At 34.5% G+C, this 22,666-nt stretch carries 20 protein-coding genes and 1 riboswitch; of the genes, 3 read left to right on the top strand and 17 right to left on the bottom strand.

Going from position 1 to position 22,666, the window contains the following annotated elements; genetic code table 11:
• Positions 1 to 129: 129 nt before the first annotated feature.
• The 4 genes from ACIQLB_RS15105 to comX form a co-directional block, all read right to left on the bottom strand.
• Positions 130 to 3,183 (bottom strand): rhoptry family protein, encoded by a 3,054-nt coding sequence (locus tag ACIQLB_RS15105; RefSeq protein WP_400727212.1) that lies wholly within the window; start codon positions 3,181 to 3,183, stop codon positions 130 to 132.
• A gap of 242 nt (positions 3,184 to 3,425) precedes the next feature.
• Positions 3,426 to 4,724: a serine hydrolase domain-containing protein gene (locus tag ACIQLB_RS15100; protein ID WP_400727209.1), complete on the bottom strand. Its 1,299-nt coding sequence runs from the start codon at positions 4,722 to 4,724 to the stop codon at positions 3,426 to 3,428.
• Between the two features lie 291 nt (positions 4,725 to 5,015).
• A complete protein-coding gene (locus tag ACIQLB_RS15095; RefSeq protein ID WP_400727206.1) occupies positions 5,016 to 7,349 on the bottom strand; it encodes a sensor histidine kinase in 2,334 nt (777 codons plus the stop codon).
• Positions 7,340 to 7,501, bottom strand: coding sequence for a competence pheromone ComX (gene comX / locus ACIQLB_RS15090; RefSeq protein ID WP_400727203.1), 162 nt, complete (start codon positions 7,499 to 7,501; stop codon positions 7,340 to 7,342). The genes ACIQLB_RS15095 and comX overlap by 10 nt, the downstream gene beginning before the upstream one ends.
• A gap of 360 nt (positions 7,502 to 7,861) precedes the next feature.
• On the opposite strand from comX, the gene ACIQLB_RS15085 reads away from it, so the two are divergent.
• Positions 7,862 to 9,115 carry a DUF418 domain-containing protein gene (locus ACIQLB_RS15085; protein ID WP_400727200.1) on the top strand — a complete coding sequence of 418 codons (1,254 nt, stop codon included), beginning with the start codon at positions 7,862 to 7,864 and terminating at the stop codon, positions 9,113 to 9,115.
• Between the two features lie 342 nt (positions 9,116 to 9,457).
• Here the strand turns inward: ACIQLB_RS15085 and ACIQLB_RS15080 are convergent, their stop codons facing one another.
• The 12 genes from ACIQLB_RS15080 to comGA form a co-directional block, all read right to left on the bottom strand.
• Positions 9,458 to 10,384 carry an iron-hydroxamate ABC transporter substrate-binding protein gene (locus ACIQLB_RS15080; protein WP_400727197.1) on the bottom strand — a complete coding sequence of 309 codons (927 nt, stop codon included), beginning with the start codon at positions 10,382 to 10,384 and terminating at the stop codon, positions 9,458 to 9,460.
• Between the two features lie 897 nt (positions 10,385 to 11,281).
• Complete coding sequence (gcvPB, locus tag ACIQLB_RS15075; protein ID WP_400727195.1) at positions 11,282 to 12,745, bottom strand: aminomethyl-transferring glycine dehydrogenase subunit GcvPB; 1,464 nt, start codon at positions 12,743 to 12,745, stop codon at positions 11,282 to 11,284.
• Positions 12,738 to 14,084, bottom strand: coding sequence for an aminomethyl-transferring glycine dehydrogenase subunit GcvPA (gene gcvPA, locus ACIQLB_RS15070; protein ID WP_400727192.1), 1,347 nt, complete (start codon positions 14,082 to 14,084; stop codon positions 12,738 to 12,740). The genes gcvPB and gcvPA overlap by 8 nt, the downstream gene beginning before the upstream one ends.
• A gap of 25 nt (positions 14,085 to 14,109) precedes the next feature.
• Positions 14,110 to 15,213, bottom strand: a complete 1,104-nt coding sequence (gcvT, locus tag ACIQLB_RS15065; protein ID WP_400727189.1) for a glycine cleavage system aminomethyltransferase GcvT — start codon at positions 15,211 to 15,213, stop codon at positions 14,110 to 14,112.
• A gap of 269 nt (positions 15,214 to 15,482) precedes the next feature.
• A riboswitch (glycine riboswitch) is annotated at positions 15,483 to 15,575 on the bottom strand.
• Positions 15,576 to 15,722: 147 nt separating this feature from the next.
• Positions 15,723 to 16,238, bottom strand: coding sequence for a shikimate kinase (locus ACIQLB_RS15060; RefSeq protein ID WP_400727186.1), 516 nt, complete (start codon positions 16,236 to 16,238; stop codon positions 15,723 to 15,725).
• Positions 16,239 to 16,257: 19 nt separating this feature from the next.
• On the bottom strand, positions 16,258 to 16,458 hold the full coding sequence (locus ACIQLB_RS15055) for a hypothetical protein (protein ID WP_400727183.1): 201 nt from the start codon (positions 16,456 to 16,458) through the stop codon (positions 16,258 to 16,260).
• Positions 16,436 to 16,861, bottom strand: a complete 426-nt coding sequence (gene comGF / locus ACIQLB_RS15050) for a competence type IV pilus minor pilin ComGF (RefSeq protein WP_400727179.1) — start codon at positions 16,859 to 16,861, stop codon at positions 16,436 to 16,438. The genes ACIQLB_RS15055 and comGF overlap by 23 nt, the downstream gene beginning before the upstream one ends.
• Positions 16,854 to 17,171 carry a hypothetical protein gene (locus ACIQLB_RS15045; RefSeq protein WP_400727176.1) on the bottom strand — a complete coding sequence of 106 codons (318 nt, stop codon included), beginning with the start codon at positions 17,169 to 17,171 and terminating at the stop codon, positions 16,854 to 16,856. Before ACIQLB_RS15045 ends, comGF begins: the two co-directional genes overlap by 8 nt.
• Positions 17,164 to 17,604, bottom strand: coding sequence for a competence type IV pilus minor pilin ComGD (gene comGD / locus ACIQLB_RS15040; RefSeq protein ID WP_400727173.1), 441 nt, complete (start codon positions 17,602 to 17,604; stop codon positions 17,164 to 17,166). Before comGD ends, ACIQLB_RS15045 begins: the two co-directional genes overlap by 8 nt.
• Entirely contained in the window at positions 17,604 to 17,942 is a 339-nt protein-coding gene (comGC, locus tag ACIQLB_RS15035; RefSeq protein ID WP_400727170.1) for a competence type IV pilus major pilin ComGC, read from the bottom strand. The genes comGD and comGC overlap by 1 nt, the downstream gene beginning before the upstream one ends.
• 10 nt (positions 17,943 to 17,952) lie before the next feature.
• Positions 17,953 to 19,026 (bottom strand): competence type IV pilus assembly protein ComGB, encoded by a 1,074-nt coding sequence (gene comGB / locus ACIQLB_RS15030; protein ID WP_400727168.1) that lies wholly within the window; start codon positions 19,024 to 19,026, stop codon positions 17,953 to 17,955.
• Positions 19,004 to 20,023, bottom strand: a complete 1,020-nt coding sequence (comGA, locus tag ACIQLB_RS15025) for a competence type IV pilus ATPase ComGA (RefSeq protein ID WP_400727166.1) — start codon at positions 20,021 to 20,023, stop codon at positions 19,004 to 19,006. Before comGA ends, comGB begins: the two co-directional genes overlap by 23 nt.
• 326 nt (positions 20,024 to 20,349) lie before the next feature.
• Between comGA and ACIQLB_RS15020 the strand changes: the two genes are divergently transcribed.
• Entirely contained in the window at positions 20,350 to 21,060 is a 711-nt protein-coding gene (locus tag ACIQLB_RS15020) for a helix-turn-helix transcriptional regulator (RefSeq protein ID WP_400727163.1), read from the top strand.
• Between the two features lie 119 nt (positions 21,061 to 21,179).
• Complete coding sequence (locus tag ACIQLB_RS15015; RefSeq protein WP_376074512.1) at positions 21,180 to 21,422, top strand: DUF2626 family protein; 243 nt, start codon at positions 21,180 to 21,182, stop codon at positions 21,420 to 21,422.
• A 441-nt stretch (positions 21,423 to 21,863) separates the two neighbouring features.
• On the opposite strand, the gene ACIQLB_RS15010 is transcribed toward ACIQLB_RS15015, so the two are convergent.
• Positions 21,864 to 22,508 carry an MBL fold metallo-hydrolase gene (locus tag ACIQLB_RS15010; RefSeq protein WP_400727159.1) on the bottom strand — a complete coding sequence of 215 codons (645 nt, stop codon included), beginning with the start codon at positions 22,506 to 22,508 and terminating at the stop codon, positions 21,864 to 21,866.
• Positions 22,509 to 22,666: the final 158 nt, after the last annotated feature.

Below are 22,666 nucleotides of genomic sequence, written 5' to 3'. Positions count from 1 at the left end.
TTGAACAATTCTAAAAAGTGTATTTCCTCCCTATTTTAATGTATAAAATAATAATATTTTGATTTTCTTTTATTTTTTATAATAAAAAGAAATCTAGCAGGTATTCTCTGCTAGATTTCTCTTTTTTTATTAATTTCTATCGTCATATAATTTTTCTAATTTTTTCGTCAGTTTGTTATATGCCTTTTGCCATGCTTCAACATTTTCTTTTAGCTCTTCAACTGCTTTTACTTTTTGTAAATCACCCTCAGCCTGTGTTAGTTTTGAATAATTTTTCACAAGATTCTTCTGCGCAATAGTTAACTTATTGTAGTCCTCTTTAATTTTTGCTACGTCATTCTCTAGACTTTTTACATAGTAGCCATCATTCTCTTGCAGTTTATTTATTGATTCAATGATATCCAATGCTATATCGTTGTCTGTTTGTCCACTTGTCTCTAAATCAATAATTTTCCCTAATAACTCACCATCTAACAAGCTCACCTGTAATGATGTTAGTTTTCGGAAATCTTTAATGATAGATGAAGGATTTTTATCAATATTCGAATGGTATTTTTTTATAAACGACTCGATCGCTTTAACATCACTCGTTGCTTGTTTTATAGCTTGGCCATTTTCCATTAATTTTTTTTCAGCAGAAGATAAAGCATTGTATTTATTAATAATGTCCTTTACTTCTTCCAATGATGATGAATATTTGTTGTTTTCTATATCCTCTTTTAAGTTAGATAGTTGATTATTTAAATCATTATTGCCACTAGTATACTCTTTAATAGCTTCAGTTACTTTTGAATAAAAAGCATTTGCTAATTCCTGTTGGCTTGAATTTAATTTGTTGTATGCTTTGACTGCATCTTGCATTTTTGAATAACGCTTGTTTGAGTTAGTTTCATTTAGGGCATCAGTTACTTTCTTTTCGTAGGATCTAACTGCTTTTACATTCGTTTCTGCTGTTTTCAACTCTGAATAATTGGTAACATATTTTCGTGCACCTTTAGGTAAATCATTTGTGTATTCATTTGCAATCTCTTCAATTTTCCTTGCATACAATTGAAAATCAGCTGTACTTGTATTAAGCGCATTCTTAATTTTTTCACTGAAATCTCTTCCTGCAGTTGCATCACTTGACTCACTAGGTAATGCATTTCCGTTATTCTCAGGAGCTTTATTAAGAATATTTTTATTATAAACATATTCTTGCTGATTTTTTGTTAATTTATTAAATGCATTTAATGCTGAATTATAAGTCGTTTGTAATGTTGAATATTTTGTATCCGTTGTGTGTAATGATTCATATTTTTTTATTTGAGTAATTACCTTTTCAGCAGCCTTTAAATCCTTTTGTATTTGAATAAATTCATTCTTCTTAGCAACATTCTGATAAGATTTTAGACTCTTTTGTTTAGAAATAATTGAATTAACGTCTGCAACATATTTATTCCATGTTTCTGCATCTACTGGTTCTAATAAATTGTTTATTAGATTCTCTAACTCAGCTATCTCACTACTTTCTGCATTTTCAGCATCCTCTAATTCTTGTAACTTATATTCTACAAGCCCTTGTTGTCGTAAACTTAACTTTAAATAAGCAGTACGAATATTTTTGGCTGTCGTTACCTTTTGTTGTGCTGTTTGTCCTTTAAGCTTATCAAAAAGCTTTTCAAACTTCTGAGCATTTTTAACGTCAGCTTTAGCCATCGTTAAAATTTCTCGATTTTGTACAGCAGCCTTATAATCATTTGAGAGAGAGTTAATCTCTTTTTCTATATTTTGTATTAGACTATCTAATTCAGCGGTAGTAGTTACCTTGTATATAGGTACTGAACCATTACTATCATCTAACAACTTGATAATCCTTGCATTTATATCTTTCAATTTAGAAAGCTCGTTTATATTATTAGGATTCTCAATCAGTTTGTTCAATAAATTTTTATAAGCACCATTTGTATCCAAGCTACGTTGGAGATAGTCTAATTGATCATATTCTGCTTTTAATGCTTGCAACTGCTGCTGACTACTGTTTTGATCTAAACTATTAATTTTCTCAACAATATTTTCAACTTTTTTTATATCTTCCAGTGCGCGTTTTAAAATACTATAGTTTGTTACCTGTGATTTTGCTGCTGGAGTCAAACTTTGATAGACTTTTTCTTTTTCAGGTGCTAGTGATTTTATGACTGATACATAAGTTACTTTATTATCCTTTGCCGATAACAATTCATCAATTTGCTTGATAAGTTCTGTAATATGTTCATCAGAAACTTCCATTGGTATCGATGCAATCTTAGATACTGTTTCATTCCCTACTTTTGCAGTTACTTTCACAACAATTTGCTTCATATCCGAATCCATCGCATCTTTCGGAATAGTATATGAAGCCGCTGTAGCATTTGGAATAAACGAGTAATTTTCGCCTACTTTATATAACCATTGATACGAATATGATATTTGATCTGTGTTTAATGGAATTATAGAAGAGCCAACATCTGTCTTCACTTCCGGCGCTTTAACTTTAAGAGTATCCCCTGGTACCACTAAGTTGCCTTTAGAAAAACCTTCAAAATCTAAATCAACCATACTTAATTCCAATTTCTTAATGTACTTGTTTTCACTTACATATACTAAGCCATCTTCCGTTTTCGCTTCTATAAATATATGTTTGTCGGAAGCCTCTACTGGCACGATTATTTCATTTTTCGTAGCGCCTTTAAGAGGCTTCACAGCGTTTCCATCAATAATGAACCATTGATAACTACTAAAAGTATTCGGTTTATCTGGATCGTTTGGATTTTTTACACCTTTGATGTCGGCAACTAGTTTACCATTTATGTAATTATCCCCATCTACATGGAGTATTCCCTTTGCTACAATTTTCTTACTTTCATAAACTTTTTCATTACTATCTGTGACCTGCACAATAATTGTTTTCCCTAGCGCTGTTTTAGGAATTTGAAATGTTGGATTTGTTTCATTGTCAATCTTCGTTATTGTACTACCATCAACATAATACCACTGATATTTATAACTAGGATCTTCTGGTAAAGAAGGGATATCTACTTTTAGGTCTGAATTAATTACACCATTCCCTACAATAGTTACTTGTGCTGCGGCAGCATATGCATCAATAGGCACGATAAGTGCTGCTGGAGCTGCTGCCATTAAAAAGAATTTTGCCTTCGTCATTCAAATTTCGCTCCTCGTAATATGTATATGCTATACATTATAGCAACATCTTCCACCTACTAGCAATGACACCCTAATCTATATAAAATATGGTATAATAATAATTAAACAATCACTAAAGTTTTATGATAATTTCACTAAAAAAAGTAGTATCTTTTTTCAAAAACACTACTTTAGACTCATCTTTATTTCTAATATATAATGACCTACTTAAGGAATGTCTCTCTTTCTTAGATCTAAATTTATTGTTTATAAAGCATATTCGCTTTTTCATAACAATCAACGTATTGCACACGCTCTATTTCGCCTGATAATGAATAATAAAATATCAATCGTTCATAAATCATCTCGGTTAAAAAAGCTGTTTTCACGGAATCATGACTAATTGGAATAAGCTTAAATTTATATAACGCTCCATACATCTTAGGGACTGTTAGGTAAAGTTCTTCATTTTTAATAGACAGGATAAGTACTTTGTCTCCATTTTCTATTACATATTTCCCCACAATAGATTCTTTCTTTGTGAATGATATCGGAACTGCAGGTGCTGGTGAAGATACATTTTTATTAAATACGATTTTTGCAATCTCTCTACTTAAATGCATGACAGGTGAAACATTCATATTGCTTAAAAAGATAATCGTAACTTGGTCATCTACAAATCTAAGAAAATCACTTGAAAAACCGCTAATATCACCAAAATGATGCACATATTTTTTCTCCATTAATTCAGAGACCATCCAACCACACGCATAAGACCCAATATTTGGAGTCAACATTTTCTCTGTTAATTCCTTATGAAGGATTTTGAAAGATTTTAAGGCCTTATCCCAAGTAAATAGGTCCTCTGTTGTTGAATATAAACCGTAGGAACCTAATGGAAACGACATATCCGCATACGCTGAATGAATTGGTTCTTCCCAAAACGAATAGCCAGATGCTAAACCTGTAACCACCTTTATTCCATCATCACAGCCTGTATGATACATACCTAATGGATGGCATATATGCTGCTGTATGTAATCTGCATAAGACATGTCTGAAACTTTTTCAATAATGGCCGTTAACAACGCATACGCTGAATTTGAATAGCCAAATTTACTACCAGGTTCAAACTCTAATTCTTTTTCTTTAAAGGAATCAATTAGCTGATCTAATGTTGATGGCAGTCTCATTGTGCGAAACCAAAAATCAGGGGCATTTGTATAATTAGGTATTCCGGAACTATTAGTTAAACAATGATATATTGTTATTTGTTGACCATTCGGATAATCATGCAGATATTTTCCTACGTAATCGTCTATATTCAATTTTTGCTTTTCATGCAATTGGAATATAGCCATCGCTGTAAATGCTTTCGTAAGTGACCCTATACGAAATTTTGTTGTTGGCACATTTGGAACGCTATGCTCCCAATTCGCCGTACCAAATCCTCTGTTTAAAAGTATATTCTCATTCGATGCAATTAATAAAGTACCATTCAAATAACCGTTTCGATTATAAGAATCTACCCAATTATTTAACCGTTCTTCTAATAGCATGTGAGTTTCTCCTTACTAAAATGATTAATCATTCTTTCTATTGATGGATTTTCCGTACTTGATGAGTTGCCAAATCCGCATATCTTGAAATAGTTTTGTAAAGACGCTTCCTTAATTCATTTTGTTGCGATGTCTAGTGTAGGATCATTTCTTCTATTTCCATATAAATATCAATTTCTTTCTATATAAATATACTTCAAAGCAAAACCTCCCAATTCAACTCGTACTGTGAATTCTGCACAATACAAAAAGATTAGGAGGTGTGAAAATGGTTCATATCTTTCTTTCTATTCATCTATTATCCTCTACTATTAGTTGGTCTTTATAGGTATCGTAGCCATAGGAATGGGTGTCATTCCCTTCATTTACCATAATTCGAATGGACATTCCTTCTCCTACATTGGTGTTGATAGAAAACTGACCATTAAAGGCCTGTACCCTATCTTGCATTCCCCTGATCCCCATCGAATCAGAAACAATAATTTCATCCATTTTATATCCTACACCATCGTCCGAATAAATAATTTCAAAGCCATCTTCTGTTTCTAACAGATGAATTTCGACAGTGTTAGCATACGAATGTTTTAATGAATTGTTTAACAACTCTTGGAAAAGCCGATAAATCATCAAGTTTAAACGCTCATCCTCTAAATACAGACGATCAATTTTGTAAATTAAAACAAAATCAGCTCGCTTATGAACTTTTTGAATAAACTTCTCAAGCGCCGCATTTAAGCCTAATGTATCTAATAATGGCGGTTTCAAATTTTCACAGTAGCCTCTTAAATCATTCAATGATGCGATCATTTGATCATGAATCTTAGCAAGGTTTCCATGAATATTTGTTGTCTTCTTTGCATGAATAAATATATCCATCTCTCTAGCAATATGGAGCTGTTCTTGTAAAATCGTATCATGAAGCTCTTGAGCAAATTGATATTTTTCTTTTTCAAATCGTAGCCAAAGAAGCTTATTGAGCCAAGGTAGCTGACTTTTATCAGCCTCTTTTATATGCTTTAACTGTTCTAGTAGACCTTCCACCATTTTCGTATTTTCTATAAAATTATTTAAATATAAAAGCAATAATTCAAGCCATAATAACTCCTCATCCTTTAGATAAATAGATTTATTATGGTCTACGACTAATATTCTTTTATAATTTACATCTTGGTGGATAAAAGCAATATAAAAATGCTCTGTCTTCTTTACATCTCCCAAGCGTAGTTTCTCAAGCAATATTTCGTTCATTTGATTTTGAGTATATTCTTTCGATGGGCTCGTGGAAGTAACTTGATGTCTTTGCAAATCGTAGGTTAATACGTAAACATGTTTAATCTCAAGGTGTAAAGCAATTTCTTGAACAAATTTATCAAGCAAGTCTTCAATCTTTACGACCCTTCCAATACTATCAACTGTCGTATACAATCGATGGATATAATCACCTTTTGTTGAAAAAAGAATTTTTCGCTTATGATAATCTATTTTTTCTTTAATGTAGAAAAGTGCTATTAAAGAAAGAAACGTAAAAAAGAAAATTTCCGTCATTCTTGAAATAGATAAATCAGTAAACCAATAAAGACCCATTAACAGCCAAATTGTAAAAACAAATGAAAAATTAAAATAATGGCGTAAACGGGTAATAAAGTATTCCATATCAAATATACGTTCAGTGAGCTGTGTACATATAAAGCCGTATGGGATAAGAATTAAGAATAAAGAGCATACTTCACCGGAGAGTAGGTGCATCTGGAAAATAATTTCCGGTATAGCAAACAAAAAAAGAAATGGTAAGAATGGGATAATAATGCTTAATAAAAACACTTTCAATTGAGGGGTTTTATATTTTAAATAGCCTATCCCTAAAACACCCAAAATTATTATTAATAAAATAAAAAATAACCACAGAGTAAAATTAGAGAATAAAGGATTCATAGAGGGATAAAAAATACTAAAAAAGCTAAAAACAGCTATCACTAAAGGTAATACATATATTATTTTAATGTTGTAAATTAATAGCCATTTTAAATGTAAAAATAAAAAATAATTTCTTAAAAAGTGAATCAATAGAACAAGACAAAGAATCATGCTACTTCGATTCACGACAGTTCCAACACTATCTAACCTTCCAGATGCTCCAATACTAACATAAGCCAAAGATACTGTAAGAATAAACAAAATAAGTAAATTTATCAAACTCGATTTCTTTTGCTTATAATATAAGAAGATAGAAATAATTAGACTTAATAAGTAAAAACATGCCGGTAGAATCAATATATACAAAAGTTGTTCAGGAATGTCCAATGCGTCTATTTGTATTTGAAGTAACTGCCTATCTTGCTTTATCAACGTTAACTCTTTAGCGACCCTAATAATAGGATCATATTTTATATTTTCATCAATATTTTCGCCATCAACTTCTACTATAATATCCCCAGTCGAAATTCCTTCCGAATCTGCCCATCCCTTAGAATACGGTTCAATTACTAGCCATTGTCCATTCTCTTCTTTTAACTTAATTCCCAAAAAAGGCGTGCTATAAGTAACATAAAGTAAATAGCATCCCAATATGAGATAAGTACTTATAGCAAGCCAAAGCCAGTTATTTTTTATAGTTTTTAGAACCAAAAGCCAGTACTTTCTAAACGTACCTCTTCATCAAAGGATTCGATGATCGCATTTAGTTCAAGTTCTGTAACACCAACTAGAGAAACCTTTTTTTCTTTTAACAAAGTTATCAACGACGGATTTTGCTCTAAATATTGAATAACGTTAATCATAAAATCTCCTCATTTCATTAGTTATTGTAATCACATCTATTATTTCACCAAGATATGATACCAATTATTTCACAAGGGATTAAAAACCATAAATGTAATTACAACTTCATTATACTATCGTTTTACACTTAATCAACAATATTTTCTATTAATTGCTAAAAAATAATAGATTATGTAGTATTTTTCACAAAATGTACCAATTTTCGCAATACTTCGTCATATCGCTATTATAAATTTCTACTGTTAATAAATTCAGCAGAAATATTTAACAAATTTAGATTCCTTAATTCCCCTTATAAAATCCTGATAATTATAATTTAAAGTTTCATTAACAAGGTTTTTTTCAACAGTAGGCACTTGTTGAAAGAACAAAATAACAATGAAAAGGATGATTATATGAAGCAAAAGCTTTCACCCATATCTGCAAAAGAGCGGATTGAAACACTCGATGTATTAAGGGGGTTCGCATTATTAGGAATCATATTAGCAAATATTGTTTGGTTCCTTTATCCGGCCTATATGCAGGAAGATCTAAGTTTTAAAAATGAATGGACTTCTTTTTGGAATCAAGCAGATTATACAGTTCATACTATTCTTTCAATGTTTGTCGATGGGAAATTTGTTATGCTCTTTTCCATGCTGTTCGGTTTTGGAATGGTCATTATGCAGGAAAGAGCAACCGCAAAGCAACTAAACTTTTGGGCAATTTATTCTAGACGACTTATTGCGTTATTTATTTTTGGTTGTATCCATGCCTATTTCATTTGGTTCGGAGATATTTTAACAGACTATGCAATCTTAGGGTTATTACTCCTATTCATGCATAAGTTAAAAGCTAATGCTATGTTAATCATTAGCGTAATTTTATATAGCTTACTTTTTGGATTATTTACGTTAGGAGCTCTATCCTCCGAATCTACTACGACAATGTCAATGGCAATGTCAGAGGAAAGTCGTCAGCTCATGCAATTTACGATAGATGCCCATCAAAATGGTAGTCTTCAAGAATTAATGAATGCTAATTTTATGGAAAGAACTTTTTATACAATGCGTAATGGGTTATATGTTCTTTCACTAGGAAACCCTATATTTTATTTATTTACAAATCTTCCGTTCTTACTAATGTTCTTATTCGGAGCAGCTGTTGCGAAGAAAAAATGGATTCACCGTTTTGAAGAATATCGAAAAGGCTTTTTCATTACGTGGTTGCTAACATTTATTTTTGGTGGAACATTGTGCTGGATCTTACCTTTCCTTTTAGAAAATTTTTCAGCTGTTCAATATATTAGCTCACCACTTCTAACAATCTTTTATGCTATTAGCTTGATCTTTATTTATCACTCGGTGAAAGGGAAGAAAGTTTTACAGTGGTTAGCGTTCCCTGGAAGAATGGCATTCACAAACTATATCGGCCAATCTATCATTTGTACATTTTTATTTGGACCATTTGCATTTGGCGTATACGGAAAACTCCACTTAACGTCAGCTATCATTATTGCCATTGTCATTTTTGTCTTCCAAATGATTATAAGTAAGCTTTGGTTATCCAAATTCCACTTCGGGCCATTAGAATATGTTTGGAGGTCATTCACTTATTTAGGTATCAAAAAATAATATTTGGTTATTTAACATAACGGAAATCCGCTTGATTTGTAGTTCACAAATTTTCAAGTAAACATGAAAGTCGGTTCCAGATTTAACATATCGCTTCTAAATATAATGGAAAAGAGGCTGGGACAAAAGTGTTTCAGCAAACAAAAATACCGAACTATCCAATGAAACGCTCATGAAGTGTTTCGGAATAGTTCGGTTTTTCTATTTATCGTGTTTTGTTAATTTAGAGATTATTTGGCTTAATGAAGGAACCATTTAGTTATGTCCCAACCTCTTTCTGTTCACTTCTTATTTTTTTAAAAAAATAGACATATGACGAAGATCTTACCTTTACTGTATTGGTTATTGTAAGAATTTCTTTTCAAAAAAATCTAATTGGTATTCTAAAGTTTTTGCATCATTAAAGTAAAATGTGTTCGCATTCACTTCATATAAATGATCATTCTTTACAGCTTTTATATCTTTAAACCATGCTGTATTTGTAAATGAAGAATCTTGGTCTTCTGGTACACTTAAAATGATATAGTCACCAGCATATTCGCCTAATACTTCTTGTGAAATTGCAAAATAGCCTGGCTCTAAGGCCACTTCCTTCACTTTTTCTGGCATTTTCAAGCCCATTTCTTGATATAAAATTTCTGTTCCACGGGCCCAGTTATCTCCAAAAACATATAATTGTTTATCAAAACTTTCTGCAACAGTAACTGTGACATCCTCACCGATTTTTTCTTTAATTTTCTTACCTACTTCTGAAGCACGTGCTTTAAAATCCTTTACCCATTTTGTTGCTTCTTTTTCTTTATTAACAACTTTTCCAATTTCGATAAATTGCTGTAAATAATCCGCTTTACCGTATGTAAACAGTACAGTTGGTGCGATTTCAGCTAATTTGTCTCCATTTTCAATATTATTTAATCCAATAATTAAATCTGGATCAAGTTCAATAATTTTTTCAATATCCGTATTTTCAACTATTTTCGCATTTTTAAGGTCATCATGGAAGTTTGGATTATTTGCCTCCCATGCATCAACACCCACAACTTTAACTCCAAGCTGCAACAAATCTCCAGCATATGATGATAACACTACTACACGCTTTGGATGAGCTGGTACTTCGATCGGACCTGTTTCTGATTGATAAGTAATTGTTTCCGCTGAAGAAGCTTCTTTTGTACCCTCATCATCTTTCTTCGAATTGTCTTCCTTATTGCCACACGCTGCTAGCACTAGTATGACCACCATCATCATCGGTAATAACCATTTTTTCATTGTCAAATCTCCTTTTAATAGTGTTCTATGTAATGCACATTGGCTTATTAGTACGTGAGTTCTTGCCAAGAATGCATCAATATGAAAATCGATTGTAGAATACAAATGCTTCTATATTAAAAAGTATAGTTTCCGTTCCAATCGATTTAGCTTGTAAAAATACGTGACCTCACTTTCCAAGGTAATCATAAAACAACGATAATGATAATCATTATCACTAAGGTTAGTCTAGTTATTCGAAAAGGTTTTGTCAAATACTTTTTTAAGATGTTTCACTACTACCTTATATCGTCCCTAACATCTAACGTAATCAGAAGCTATCGCCATTAGCATCATATGACAATACACGCAAGATCTACCAATAATTACCTAAAGTAAGTACCTCTCTTAACTTAACTATTTTTACAATTGATGAAATAGATTCACTGAGTCAAAAAAACCTTGATAGGCAACAATTCTCTTTGTTAAAGTACTTTAGATACGACATAGTGTAAAATAAGATGAATTTAGGATTCTTCTCGATAAAATGAACTAAGGGGCTGTCAGTTGACAGCCCCTCTTCGCTTGCTTTTCTAAGTTTTACCCTAATGATTTTCTAGCTCTTTTTGCCATTTGGCCTTCCATGCTTGCACCTTAGCGTTAATCTCGTCGGAAGCTCGCTTCACTTTGACATTTCAATCCGTCACTTTGCAGTTCTATCTATCACTTTAGCTCTTATTTCCATCAATCTGCTGGTTCTATCAGATACGCTGCCTCTTTTATCCATTATTCGTGAGTTCTATTCTAAGCTCTGCCTCATTGATCCAACTCTTTTTCATTTAAATGCCTATCAAAAAAAGAATAAAAAAAACGTCCAATAAGTAACAAAATACTCATTGGACGCCTTATGGCAGTTAATTATGCTTTTTGATAGCGAAGCACAGGTGTACGAGCAGCGCGTGTTTCGTCTAAGCGAGTTACGACTGTTGTATGTGGTGCTTCTTGTACGATTGATGGATTTTCTTCTGCTTCTTTTGCAATTTGAATCATTACATCGCAGAATGCATCTAATGTTTCTTTAGATTCTGTTTCTGTTGGCTCGATCATTAATGCCTCTTCCACATTTAATGGGAAGTAAGTTGTTGGTGGATGGTAGCCAAAGTCTAACAGTCGTTTTGCAATATCTAAAGTACGAACGCCAAGTTTCTTTTGACGACGACCTGATAATACAAATTCATGCTTACAATGACGGTTATATGGTAGATCGTAGAATGGCTCTAAGCGACGCATCATATAGTTTGCGTTTAATACAGCGTATTCTGTTACAGCTTTTAAGCCATCTGGACCCATTGTACGGATATAAGTGTATGCACGTACGTTGATACCAAAGTTACCGTAGTAAGGTTTAACACGTCCGATTGATTGTGGACGATCGGAATCGAAGTGATATGTTCCTTCCTCTGTTCTTACTAAAACTGGTTTTGGAAGGAATGGAATTAAATCTGCTTTTACACCTACTGGACCTGAACCAGGGCCACCGCCACCGTGAGGACCTGTAAATGTTTTGTGTAAATTTAAATGTACGCAGTCAAAGCCCATATCACCAGGACGTGCTTTACTCATAACTGCGTTTAAGTTTGCTCCGTCATAGTATACTTTACCGCCAACAGAGTGAATAAGCTCTGCCATTTCGATAATATTTTCTTCAAATAGACCAAGTGTATTTGGATTTGTTAGCATTAATGCAGCTGTATCAGAACCAACTACTTTGCGTAAATCTTCAATATCTACTAAGCCATTTTCATCTGATTTAACAGTGATAGTTTCAAAGCCTGCAACAGTTGCCGATGCTGGGTTAGTACCGTGAGCAGAGTCAGGAACGATAACTTTATTACGATGACCTTCACCGTTTGCCTCATGGAAGGCACGAATCATCATTAACGCTGTCCATTCACCATGTGCACCAGCCGCTGGTTGTAATGTCACTTCATCCATACCTGTAATTTCAACTAATGATGTTTGTAGATCGTAAAGAAGCTCCATTGCACCTTGAGCTGTTGATTCATCCTGTAATGGGTGAACATTGGCAAAACCAGAAATTCGTGCAACAGCCTCGTTAATTTTAGGATTATATTTCATCGTACAAGAACCAAGAGGGTAGAAGCCAGAGTCTACACCGTGGTTTCGACGAGAAAGTGCTGTATAGTGACGCATAATATCAAGCTCAGATACCTCTGGTAATTCCGCTGCTTCCGCGCGTACTAGGTTTGTAGGAAGTAAATCTGCAAGATCAACCTCTGGTACATCAAGCGCTTCTAAGCTGTAGCCAACTCGACCTTCTTTGGAAATTTCAAAAATGAGTGATTGATTTTCGTTATGCATTAAGAGCCCCCATTTCTGCAACAAGTGCATCAATTTCTTCCTTCGTGCGTAATTCTGTTACTGCGATTAGCACGTGATTTTTAAGAGAGTCATATGTTTGACCTAAAGGATAACCACCGATGATACCTTTTTCAATTAAGCCTTTATTAATTTCTTTCACGCATTTATTTGTCTTCACTACGATTTCGTTAAAGTGTGCACCTTGGAATGCAACTGTGAAGCCTGCCGCTTCAAAGGCATTTTTAGCATAGCGAGTTTTCGCGATATTTTGCATAGCCATTTCACGAACGCCTTGCTTACCTAGAGCAGTCATTGCTACAGAAGCAGCAAGTGCAAGAAGCGCTTGGTTCGAACAAATATTAGACGTTGCTTTATCACGACGGATATGTTGTTCACGCGCTTGTAATGTTAAAACATAACCACGACGACCTTCACCGTCTACTGTTTCACCCACAAGACGACCTGGAACTTTACGCATTAGCTTCGTTGTTACTGCAAAGAAACCACAGTGCGGACCACCGAATGCTTCAGAAATGCCAAAGACCTGTGCATCCCCTACACAAATATCAGCACCTAGCTTACCAGGTGGTGTTAAAACTCCTAGTGAAAGTGGGTTTGAAGATACGACAAATAAACTTTTTGCTTCATGTGCAATGTCGCCAATTACTTGTAAGTCCTCTATTTGACCAAAGAAGTTAGGATACTGTGTAATAACAGCTGCCGTATTGTCATCCATTAGTTCTTTTAAAGCTTCTACATCTGTCACACCATCTTTATGTGGAACAGTAACAATTTCAATGGATTGACCGTATGCATATGTAGCAACGACATCGCGGTACTCAGGATGAACCGTTTCAGATACTAAAATTTTCTTACGGCGTGTATGTCCAGCTGCAAGCATACCTGCTTCAGCTAATGCTGTTCCTCCATCATACATAGAAGAGTTTGCAAGATCCATACCTGTAAGCTCTGCAATCATCGTTTGGAATTCAAAAATTGCTTGTAATTCCCCTTGTGAAATTTCTGGTTGATATGGAGTATACGCTGTGTAAAACTCTGAACGAGAAATAACATGGTCCACGATAATTGGTTTATAGTGGTTATATACGCCCGCACCTAAAAACGATACGTTAGCATTTGTATCTTTGTTTTTTCCAGCAAGTGCCGTTAATTCTTTTAATAAAGCTGATTCAGATTTTGCTTCTTTAATATCATATAGGCCTTTAAAACGTACTTTTTCTGGAATATCCCCAAATAACTCATCAACTGAGGATACGCCAATTACGTCTAACATTTCTTGTTTATCTTGCTCCGTCATTGGTAAATAACGATGTTTCATAAATGTAGGTCCCTCTTTTCAATTTTTATTTTGAACGCTTGTAAAACGGTGTTTCAACTGTTACTACCTTTAAGTGCTTACCACGAATTTCGATTTCTAATTCAGTTCCGATAGTTGCGAATTGACTGTCAATTAATGCGTGACCAACATTACGTTTAGAGGAAGGAAGCTGTGTACCTGTTGTCACTTCACCGATTTCCTTACCATCCTTAAACACTTTGTAGCCATGACGAGGAATTCCTTTATCGATCATTTCAATGCCTACAATTTTACGTGACAGTCCATTTTCTTTTTGTGCCACTAATGCATCATGACCATTAAAATCCTCTTTATTTAATTTCACAGCAAAACCAATACCAGCCTCAAGAGGTGAAATTGTCGCTGATAGCTCTTGCCCGTATAATGGAAGACCTGCTTCAAAGCGCAGTGTATCACGACAACCTAAACCTGCTGGAACAACACCTTTGTCTTTTCCAGCCTCTAAAATTTCATTCCATAAAGCTTTAATATCTTCTGGAGAGCCGTATAATTCAAAACCATCTTCTCCTGTATAACCGCTACGAGATACTAATGCTTTATGACCAGCAACTTCAACATCTGCTTGGAAACGGAAGTATTTAATCGTTTTTAAATCAGTATCTGTTAATGTTTGAAGAACCTCTTCTGCTAATGGGCCTTGAAGGGCAATTTGTGCATAAGCATCTGATTGATTGTCGATAGTCACATCATATTGATGTTGATTTTCCATCATCCAATCATAATCTTTTCCAATATTTGCAGCATTTACGCACAATAAATAATGATTATCTGCTAATTTATACGTTAATAAATCATCGACAACGCCACCATCTTCATAACACATAGCATTATATTGCGCTTGACCTACTGCAATTTTTGAAATATCATTTGTCAAAAGATTTTGTAAAAAATCTAGTGAATTAGGTCCAGTTACTAAAATTTCACCCATATGTGATACATCAAATAAGCCAGCACGATTACGTACTGCATCATGCTCTTCTTTAATAGAAGAGAATTGCACTGGTAATTCCCATCCACCGAAGTCAATTGTTTTACCACCATGCTTTGCATATTCTTCAAATAGAGGTGTACGTTGTAATTCATTCGTCATTGTTTTTGCCCCCTTATTGTTAGTTACATTTTTTACTGGTAGTAGTTCGTCTGCTTTTTATTTGTACACTCATGCTTCCCCTGTTTGTTCATCCAAATAAGGAAATAACAGGAGAAACATTTAGACATAAAAAAAGACAGACGAACCCCTTTTCGGGATTCTCTGTCCTTAAACCTGAAAGTTACACCAGACTGACTCGCATACCTACAATGCCAATCAGCCGGCTTTCCCCTTTGGTGGCTGTTGTACTACAGCTCTCTCCAGAGTTGCGTCTTGTACGAGTCCTTTTACCTGAGAGATTCATAACATTTTGCTATTTGCTCCTTCGGTGACGTCTATACGTGCTCTCCCCGTACAATCATCCGCCCAAGATTATTCATCTTGGTACTATTTAGTATTCAATGAACATTAAGTTACTTATTTGTCTATATCCTAACATTAATTGCATTGAAAAGGCAAACATTTTTTATTTTATATTAAAACACGAACATTCCATTTGTTTAAATTCGTTATAGTTCGCCTTTCAGTCTTTTGACTTGGAATACTAAATACTCAAGAATTTGGCGGATTGTTCGCCTCTCTGTTAACACCTGTATATGTCCTGCCTCACGATAGAACCTTCTTCTGTAATGATACAGCTTCTCTAGTTCCTCTTTCGTTGAACTCTGTACAATCGGTCTGTTCGGATCATGCTGTATTCGTATATATATATCTTCGAATGTCGCATCTAAAAAAAACACGAGTCCGCTGCGTCTCATTATTTTTCGATTTTCAGCATTGACTGCAACTCCACCACCAGTTGAAATAATACAAGCTTCGTCTCGGAATTTTTTCAAAAATTCTGTTTCTATTTCTCGAAAACGTGCTTCTCCGTATTTTTCAAATATCTGTGGAATTGTCATACCCTGCTGTCTAACAATTTCATGATCCATATCATAATATGGCATCTTTAACAAATAGCTTAAACGTCTTCCTAACGCACTTTTCCCGCAGCCCATAAAGCCCACTAAATATATTTTTCGCATTCGAATCACCTTCTTATAACTACGATTCTACACTGTCTGACAAAATTTGTCCTAATAAATTTATCGTAGCTCGAACATTCAGCTTTTCTAGGCTATCATATGTTCGAAACTGAATCTCATAAGACGTACAATACGTAAGAACAAAAGTAGTTACAAAAAATAATAATGCAATTGCGATTAAAAAAATAGCCCCTCTGTCATTTTTCAATAACTGGAACATAGAAAGTTCGCTCCTTTTTGATACCACTTGGATATTCAACAGCTACTGTTAACATATCTTTTTCAAATTGGAACTGACATTTATTAATACCAATTAGCATTGGAACATGACCACCATTTACTTGATCACGAATTATATTGCTATAACAATCAATATTATGAATCGTATCTTCTGCCTGGAAGGTAATTCTCTTTTGATCTTGTCGAATCGTAAAAGATGAAATATCCTTTAAATACATACTCAAATCATAAACAAAAAGCTCCCACTTTGATTGTTCATCAGATAGTACCGTTGTTTTCATTTCTGCAAACCAAAGCATAATGAACACGACAAGATGCGCAATAAGCACAAAAACAACTAATTGAAACAACGCTTCTAATAAAGTATAACCTCTCTCATTCATCGACTACACCTGTCAGTTGTATACATTTTTTGCGTAATTCTCGCGTATTTTGAAAACTTACACATATCCCTTGTCCATTCATAGACCACTGAAAATCTACATTTTCAATTGTTTTAGTACCTTCCGTTTGCTGTAAATAGCGAAAATGCTTTAAGCCTTCATAGGCAGTTTCCGTTGCGATAACTTCTAACTTCTTGTTATAAAGAGTCGTTTTCATCGTGTAGCTAATTGGTATTAATGTCGTGCATAATAACATGACAATGACTACTGATAAAATCGTTTCTACAAATGAATAACCAGATTCATTCAACTCTCGATCTCCCTCGTCCTAACGTAATAACAACCTTTTTAATGCCTTTGGGCGTCTTAAAATAAACCGTTCCTGGGGTCATGACGTTTCCATTGAAGTTGTATATAATCGTGTAAATCGAACTTGACGTAGGCATGAACTCAACCCCTTTTGGAAAAGGTCGTTCAAATAATTCTGTAAAAATATCCTTTTTAATGATGTATCTCTTTGATGAGCTCTCAAATTTCATCGAGATATATTCCCTTTGGTGCATACTATAAGTTTGGATATATTGGATATCTAATTGAATTTGTGTAAAAAATCGCTCAAGCTCCCTATTTTCCGCTGCTTTTAACGAATACTTTACGACAATCGTTGTTAAACACATAACGATAAACAATACAATTAGCATTTCAACAAACGTATGGCCACGCTCACTTTTAATATCATCCATCAGTTACTAGAACCAGTATCGGTAGAAGTTTTCGCCAATCGTACCTCCCCATCCTTAGTTATCATAATCTCTTCTTTATTAGGGCAAGTCGTTTCATTCTTCTTCAAATAGCCTTTCTCTACCAAATCTTGAATTGTTGGATAAGCCATAAAATCTACTCGATACGCCTCTACCTGCCCTTGTACCATGCTTACATACGCTTTACAACCCTTCTCATCGACGGTAGCAAAATGTTTTGTAACATTGGGGATTGTAATTAAAATTAATACCGAAATAATCAAAAGGACAATTAGCATTTCAATCAATGTAAAACCAGCTTGCTGCTTTATACGTTTCATTATTATCCTCCTATACTAGTTCAATCATGTGATATATTGGCAATAATAAACTTACATATGCGGCAACTATGCACATCGCAATAATGATAAAGAAGATAGGCTGCACAAACGCAAGGACTTTATGCAATAGTTGCTCTTGCCTTTCTGTCAATAATTCGCTGTATAGTACTAGCTCTTTTCCTAAATAGCCGCTTTGCTCTCCATGTTCAACAAATATCGAGAAATCCTTCTGCCAAACTGTCATCAAATTAACAGCTTGTGTAAGTGTATCACCAAAAACAACACGCTCCTTTATGCATCGTGCCAGATACTGTAGAAACGGTTGAAGTCGCTGCTCCTCTAAGATTTGTAGACTTGCCTGTAAAGAAAATCCACTTTGTAGTAGACTTCCTAAATACGCAGCAAATTGTCTCGTTAAAGACATTCGTATATAAATCCGAATCAATGGCGTGTTTAGGATAATGTTTAACTGGCGAGCGATCGGACGTCGTTTGAGATAAAATTGGAAAATCAAAATGCTACATATTACTGCTATGCCAGCGACTATTAAAGCATCGGGAAAATGCAATAATACTTTTGATAAAGCAATGCTTGTCCCCTCCGTGCCGACAGTTCGACTTGTTACCATTTTTTCTATATTAGGAAAGAATATGGTGCGAAATACTAAAAACAACAGCAACAAAAATAAAATGAGTACTACTGGATATAAGAGTAGCTTCATTAATTTTTTCTTCGTCGTTTCACTTAAAGCCATTTGCTTGGCCACACCTTTTAACGTCTCAATCATATCCCCATTGTTTTCTGCAACTGTAATGGCGACTAAATGCTGCTTTGGAAGTTGCAATGCTTCAAAAACCCCTGCAACACCAACTCCTTGCCTCAGCTTTTCATTGATTAGCTTTTGTATTTCTTCATGTGCTTCAATATGATGAGGTAATAGAATTGAAATAGCCTGTGGGAATAAATAACCTTCGTGCATTAACACGCTTAATCGACTAAAAAAACGAGCTTGTTCTCTTACTCGCCATTTTGTTGCCTTCTTGTAATTTAATCGAATTCTTTCAATAAACTTTCGTATTCGCATAGTTCTGACTCTCTATCAATTCTTTTTGACCTGTAAGCGTTAAATCCTGTGGTAGCTCGTAGCTAGTTTTTTGCATAATTGCTTTAATGGCCATTTGAAGATGAACATCGCTTAATATTTCAAACAATGCACGGCGTTCCTCCTGGACTATTGGTGATTGGAAAAGTGTCTGAGCAACAATTCCTACCAAAGTTTGGCGAAGTTCTTCTATTGAAACACCTAAGTCTATAAATCGATAAAGGCAGTTTACCGAATCCTTGGCATGAATGGTCGTTACCACTAAATGACCTGTTAATGAAGCCTCGATTGCGATTTTTGCAGTCTCTTTATCACGTATTTCACCAATCATAATAATGTCAGGTGAGTGGCGTAAAATAGCCTTTAATCCTGTAGCATATGTAACGCCAGCTCGTTCGTTTACTTGAATTTGTAAAAGGTTTGCTTGGTTATTTTCTACAGGATCCTCCAATGAAATGACATGTCGATTTAGCTCTGTCGAACAGTAATGGATTAGGGAATATAAGGATGTTGACTTACCAGAGCCTGTTGCACCTGTGAAACATAAAAGTCCTTGTTGACGTTTCACTAGTTCCATTAACAAGTCTGCTGCATACTTGGAATAAGATAAGGAAGTAAGTGGGAATGCATGATTTTGTAGAAGCAATCGGATAATTAGGCTTTCTTTTAAAAATACCGAGGGAAGTGTAGAAACACGAAAGGCATATTGATCTTGTTCCATAGCTTTTTGGAAGGAGCCGCTTTGGGGTTTGCGACGCTCACTAATATCTAATGCCGATAAAAATTTAAAAAAGGAAATCATTCGTTCCGCAAGATCGTTTGGTAATTCACCTGCTTGGAGTAACTTATCATATTTTCGAAAATAAATACGATATCGTATACGCTCTGGAACTAATAATAAATCTGATGCACCGAAATGATAGGCTTTTAGTAAAAGTTGCTCACACTTTTGTTCAACAACTGTTTCAAAATTCTGCATACTCGCACCCCTCTTCTGGTTCATTCGAATATGACCGCTCTATTCGTTATTTCCTAGTATAGATAGAAACTTGTCACGAGAAAAGCCCTTTTCTTAAAATAAAAATTTGCTATAAAATTTCCTATCAAACATGTTTTTTGCTATAAAAATGTGGATAACATGCAAATTTTCACTAAATTTGAACATAATCCTATGAAAAAGTTAATATTTATGACTAAAGGAACTGTATCTTTTTCAATAATGCAATATAATAGAAACAACATGATTTTTTTCCTACACTTGGTAGAAAAAATAATATTCAAAAATATTACATAGAGGTGAAGAAAATGATCCATCCATTAAAAATTACTAGTACATTAGCCGATGAAACTAGATACTCTATTTATGAGTACATACTACAAGAGAAGAAAACTGTAACGGTCCAAAATATCGCTGATAAATTCGGTATCCATCCAAACGTTGCACGTTTACACTTAACAAAGCTCTCAGAAATCAATATAATTACAGCTGATTTTGCCAAAACTGGGAAAGGTGGTAGACCTGGTCGTGTTTATAAGGCCTCAGATAAAGGTGTATCATTAACGTTCCCGAGACGTGATGAAGATCGACTATTAAAATGGACAATCCAACTAATTGAAGAATTTGGACCATCTGCATTAGAAAGATGTCAGGATATTAGCTACCAAGATGGTTATCAGCAAATGAAGAATTATGTAAATGCTGAGTTACAATTAAATAATACCCTTTCCTTCGAACAGAAGCTTCAGCTATTAACTGACAACGCAGCATTAATTGGCTATATTCCGCAAGTACTACAAACAGAGCATGGTAAAAGTGTGACTTTCTCCATTTTTAATTGTCCATTCCAGGAGCAGCTTACTACTCATTCAGAAATTGTTTGTTCTTTACATGAATCCTATTTAAAGGGACAGGTAGATGCGTTATATTCGAGCAATGAGTTAATACAAATTGATAGCATGATACATAATTGCGATTTATGTAAATATGAAATAAACGTGACAGAAATCGATAGCTAATTTTTAAAAATCAATTGTTTGTCACAAAGAAGAAGAAGTTCCAGTTTACAGATACCTTTCATATCATTTATAATGAGTAAGAGATTATTGTGTCGTGGGCAAAAGGAGGGGAAATCTTCATGGATAATATGTATAAAGTTATGGCATTCTGGACAGGTATTTTTGCAGTTATGTTCTACCTTGGTGGTATGAACGAAGTATCGCTATTATTCGTAGGTAATACAGGTTTATTCTTATTATTAGGCTTCTTAAACCTTTCAGAACGTATGTACATGTACATTTTCGGAGCATATTTAACTGTATTCTTTGCTGGCTTCACGTACTATACAACATTCATTCACGTACCTGGTGTCGGTCATTAATACAGAGAAAAACGCGTGTCTCATTAAGTATGAGACATGCTTTTTTTATGTAAATTTATTCATCAGATGCAGAAATTATAGATGATCATTTATCAAAGCATAGTAAAATCCCCCTTTGCATTAAATAGGTTAGATTCTATCTATCCTACGAAATGCTAGAGGGATTTTTTCATTTTATAAAGTTAATTTAGGCTTTAATTTATTAAACACGAAGCTCTGTAAGTTCATTGGAGTGCAGGCTGGGACTCCTTGAGGATCAGCAATAGAGGAACGAAGGCTAAAAGCATCACGTCTGTGATAACACCTTCATGACCAACATCCTGTCGCTGCCGCTTCGCTTTCGCACAAAAAACATCTGTTGCCTCGACGCCCCCAGGAAAGCCCAGCCGAAACGGAACTCAACCCACGCTATGATGAGCCATTTTTAACTATCGCCTAATCTTAAAATCCATTTAAAAAAGGATTTGTCTCCATTTCTGCACCGACCGTTGTATAATTACCATGACCAGGGTAGATAATAGTATCTTCAGGTAGAGTCAATAACTTATCATGAATGGATGCAAGTAATATTTTTGTTGAGCCCCCAAGTAAATCTGTACGACCAACACCTTGCTCAAAAAGTGTATCTCCAACAATAGCGAAGCCATCATTTTCAAATATATATGATATACTACCCGGTGAATGCCCTGGCGTAAAAATAGCTTTAAAGCAAAAATCGCTTATTTCAAATAGCTGTTCTACTTTAATAATATTTTCTTCAGCTGGGGCACCGACAATATAATCTGGTAATGCTGCGTATTTACTAGAGCCATTTTTTGTTGGATCTCCTAACCAGCTCACTTCTTTTTCATGAATCCATACTGGAACATTAAAAGTCTCGCGGACAGCATCCACTGCGCCGATATGGTCGAAATGTGCATGTGTTAAAAAAATGGCTAGTGGTTTTAGATTGTTACTGCGGATAGCCTTGATGATTCGATCTGCTTCTTCTCCAGGATCAAATATTAAGCATTCCTTATTTTTATTCGATACGATATAACAATTCGTTTGGACAGGTCCAAGTGAATAACTTCGTACGTTCATCATTGTTATCACCTCAATTACAATTATACAACCTTTGCCACAATTTGACGATAAATGTTCATAGTTTAAGCTATATTAGTTCTCGACAAAAACAGGTAGAACGTTTACAATTAAGGAGGAATATTGTTACGACATTCATTTTCTGATGTCGAAAGGAGTGT

Source organism: Lysinibacillus sp. NPDC092081, assembly GCF_044755845.1.
Lineage (GTDB): Bacteria > Bacillota > Bacilli > Bacillales_A > Planococcaceae > Lysinibacillus.
The sequence above is the reverse complement of the archived record's forward strand: the minus strand, read 5'-3'. Positions and strand labels throughout refer to the sequence as shown.

Bases quoted from the DNA above. Each gene is read 5' to 3' on its own strand.
- ACIQLB_RS15105 (WP_400727212.1), bottom strand. From the start codon at position 3,183: ATGACGAAGGCAAAATTCTTTTTAATGGCAGCAGCTCCAGCAGCACTT.
- ACIQLB_RS15100 (WP_400727209.1), bottom strand. From the start codon at position 4,724: ATGCTATTAGAAGAACGGTTAAATAATTGGGTAGATTCTTATAATCGA.
- comX (WP_400727203.1), bottom strand. From the start codon at position 7,501: ATGATTAACGTTATTCAATATTTAGAGCAAAATCCGTCGTTGATAACT.
- ACIQLB_RS15080 (WP_400727197.1), bottom strand. From the start codon at position 10,384: ATGAAAAAATGGTTATTACCGATGATGATGGTGGTCATACTAGTGCTA.
- gcvPB (WP_400727195.1), bottom strand. From the start codon at position 12,745: ATGCATAACGAAAATCAATCACTCATTTTTGAAATTTCCAAAGAAGGT.
- gcvPA (WP_400727192.1), bottom strand. From the start codon at position 14,084: ATGAAACATCGTTATTTACCAATGACGGAGCAAGATAAACAAGAAATG.
- gcvT (WP_400727189.1), bottom strand. From the start codon at position 15,213: ATGACGAATGAATTACAACGTACACCTCTATTTGAAGAATATGCAAAG.
- ACIQLB_RS15060 (WP_400727186.1), bottom strand. From the start codon at position 16,238: ATGCGAAAAATATATTTAGTGGGCTTTATGGGCTGCGGGAAAAGTGCG.
- ACIQLB_RS15055 (WP_400727183.1), bottom strand. From the start codon at position 16,458: ATGTTCCAGTTATTGAAAAATGACAGAGGGGCTATTTTTTTAATCGCA.
- comGF (WP_400727179.1), bottom strand. From the start codon at position 16,861: ATGAATGAGAGAGGTTATACTTTATTAGAAGCGTTGTTTCAATTAGTT.
- comGD (WP_400727173.1), bottom strand. From the start codon at position 17,604: ATGGATGATATTAAAAGTGAGCGTGGCCATACGTTTGTTGAAATGCTA.
- comGC (WP_400727170.1), bottom strand. From the start codon at position 17,942: ATGAAACGTATAAAGCAGCAAGCTGGTTTTACATTGATTGAAATGCTA.
- comGB (WP_400727168.1), bottom strand. From the start codon at position 19,026: ATGCGAATACGAAAGTTTATTGAAAGAATTCGATTAAATTACAAGAAG.
- comGA (WP_400727166.1), bottom strand. From the start codon at position 20,023: ATGCAGAATTTTGAAACAGTTGTTGAACAAAAGTGTGAGCAACTTTTA.
- ACIQLB_RS15020 (WP_400727163.1), top strand. From the start codon at position 20,350: ATGATCCATCCATTAAAAATTACTAGTACATTAGCCGATGAAACTAGA.
- ACIQLB_RS15015 (WP_376074512.1), top strand. From the start codon at position 21,180: ATGGATAATATGTATAAAGTTATGGCATTCTGGACAGGTATTTTTGCA.
- ACIQLB_RS15010 (WP_400727159.1), bottom strand. From the start codon at position 22,508: ATGATGAACGTACGAAGTTATTCACTTGGACCTGTCCAAACGAATTGT.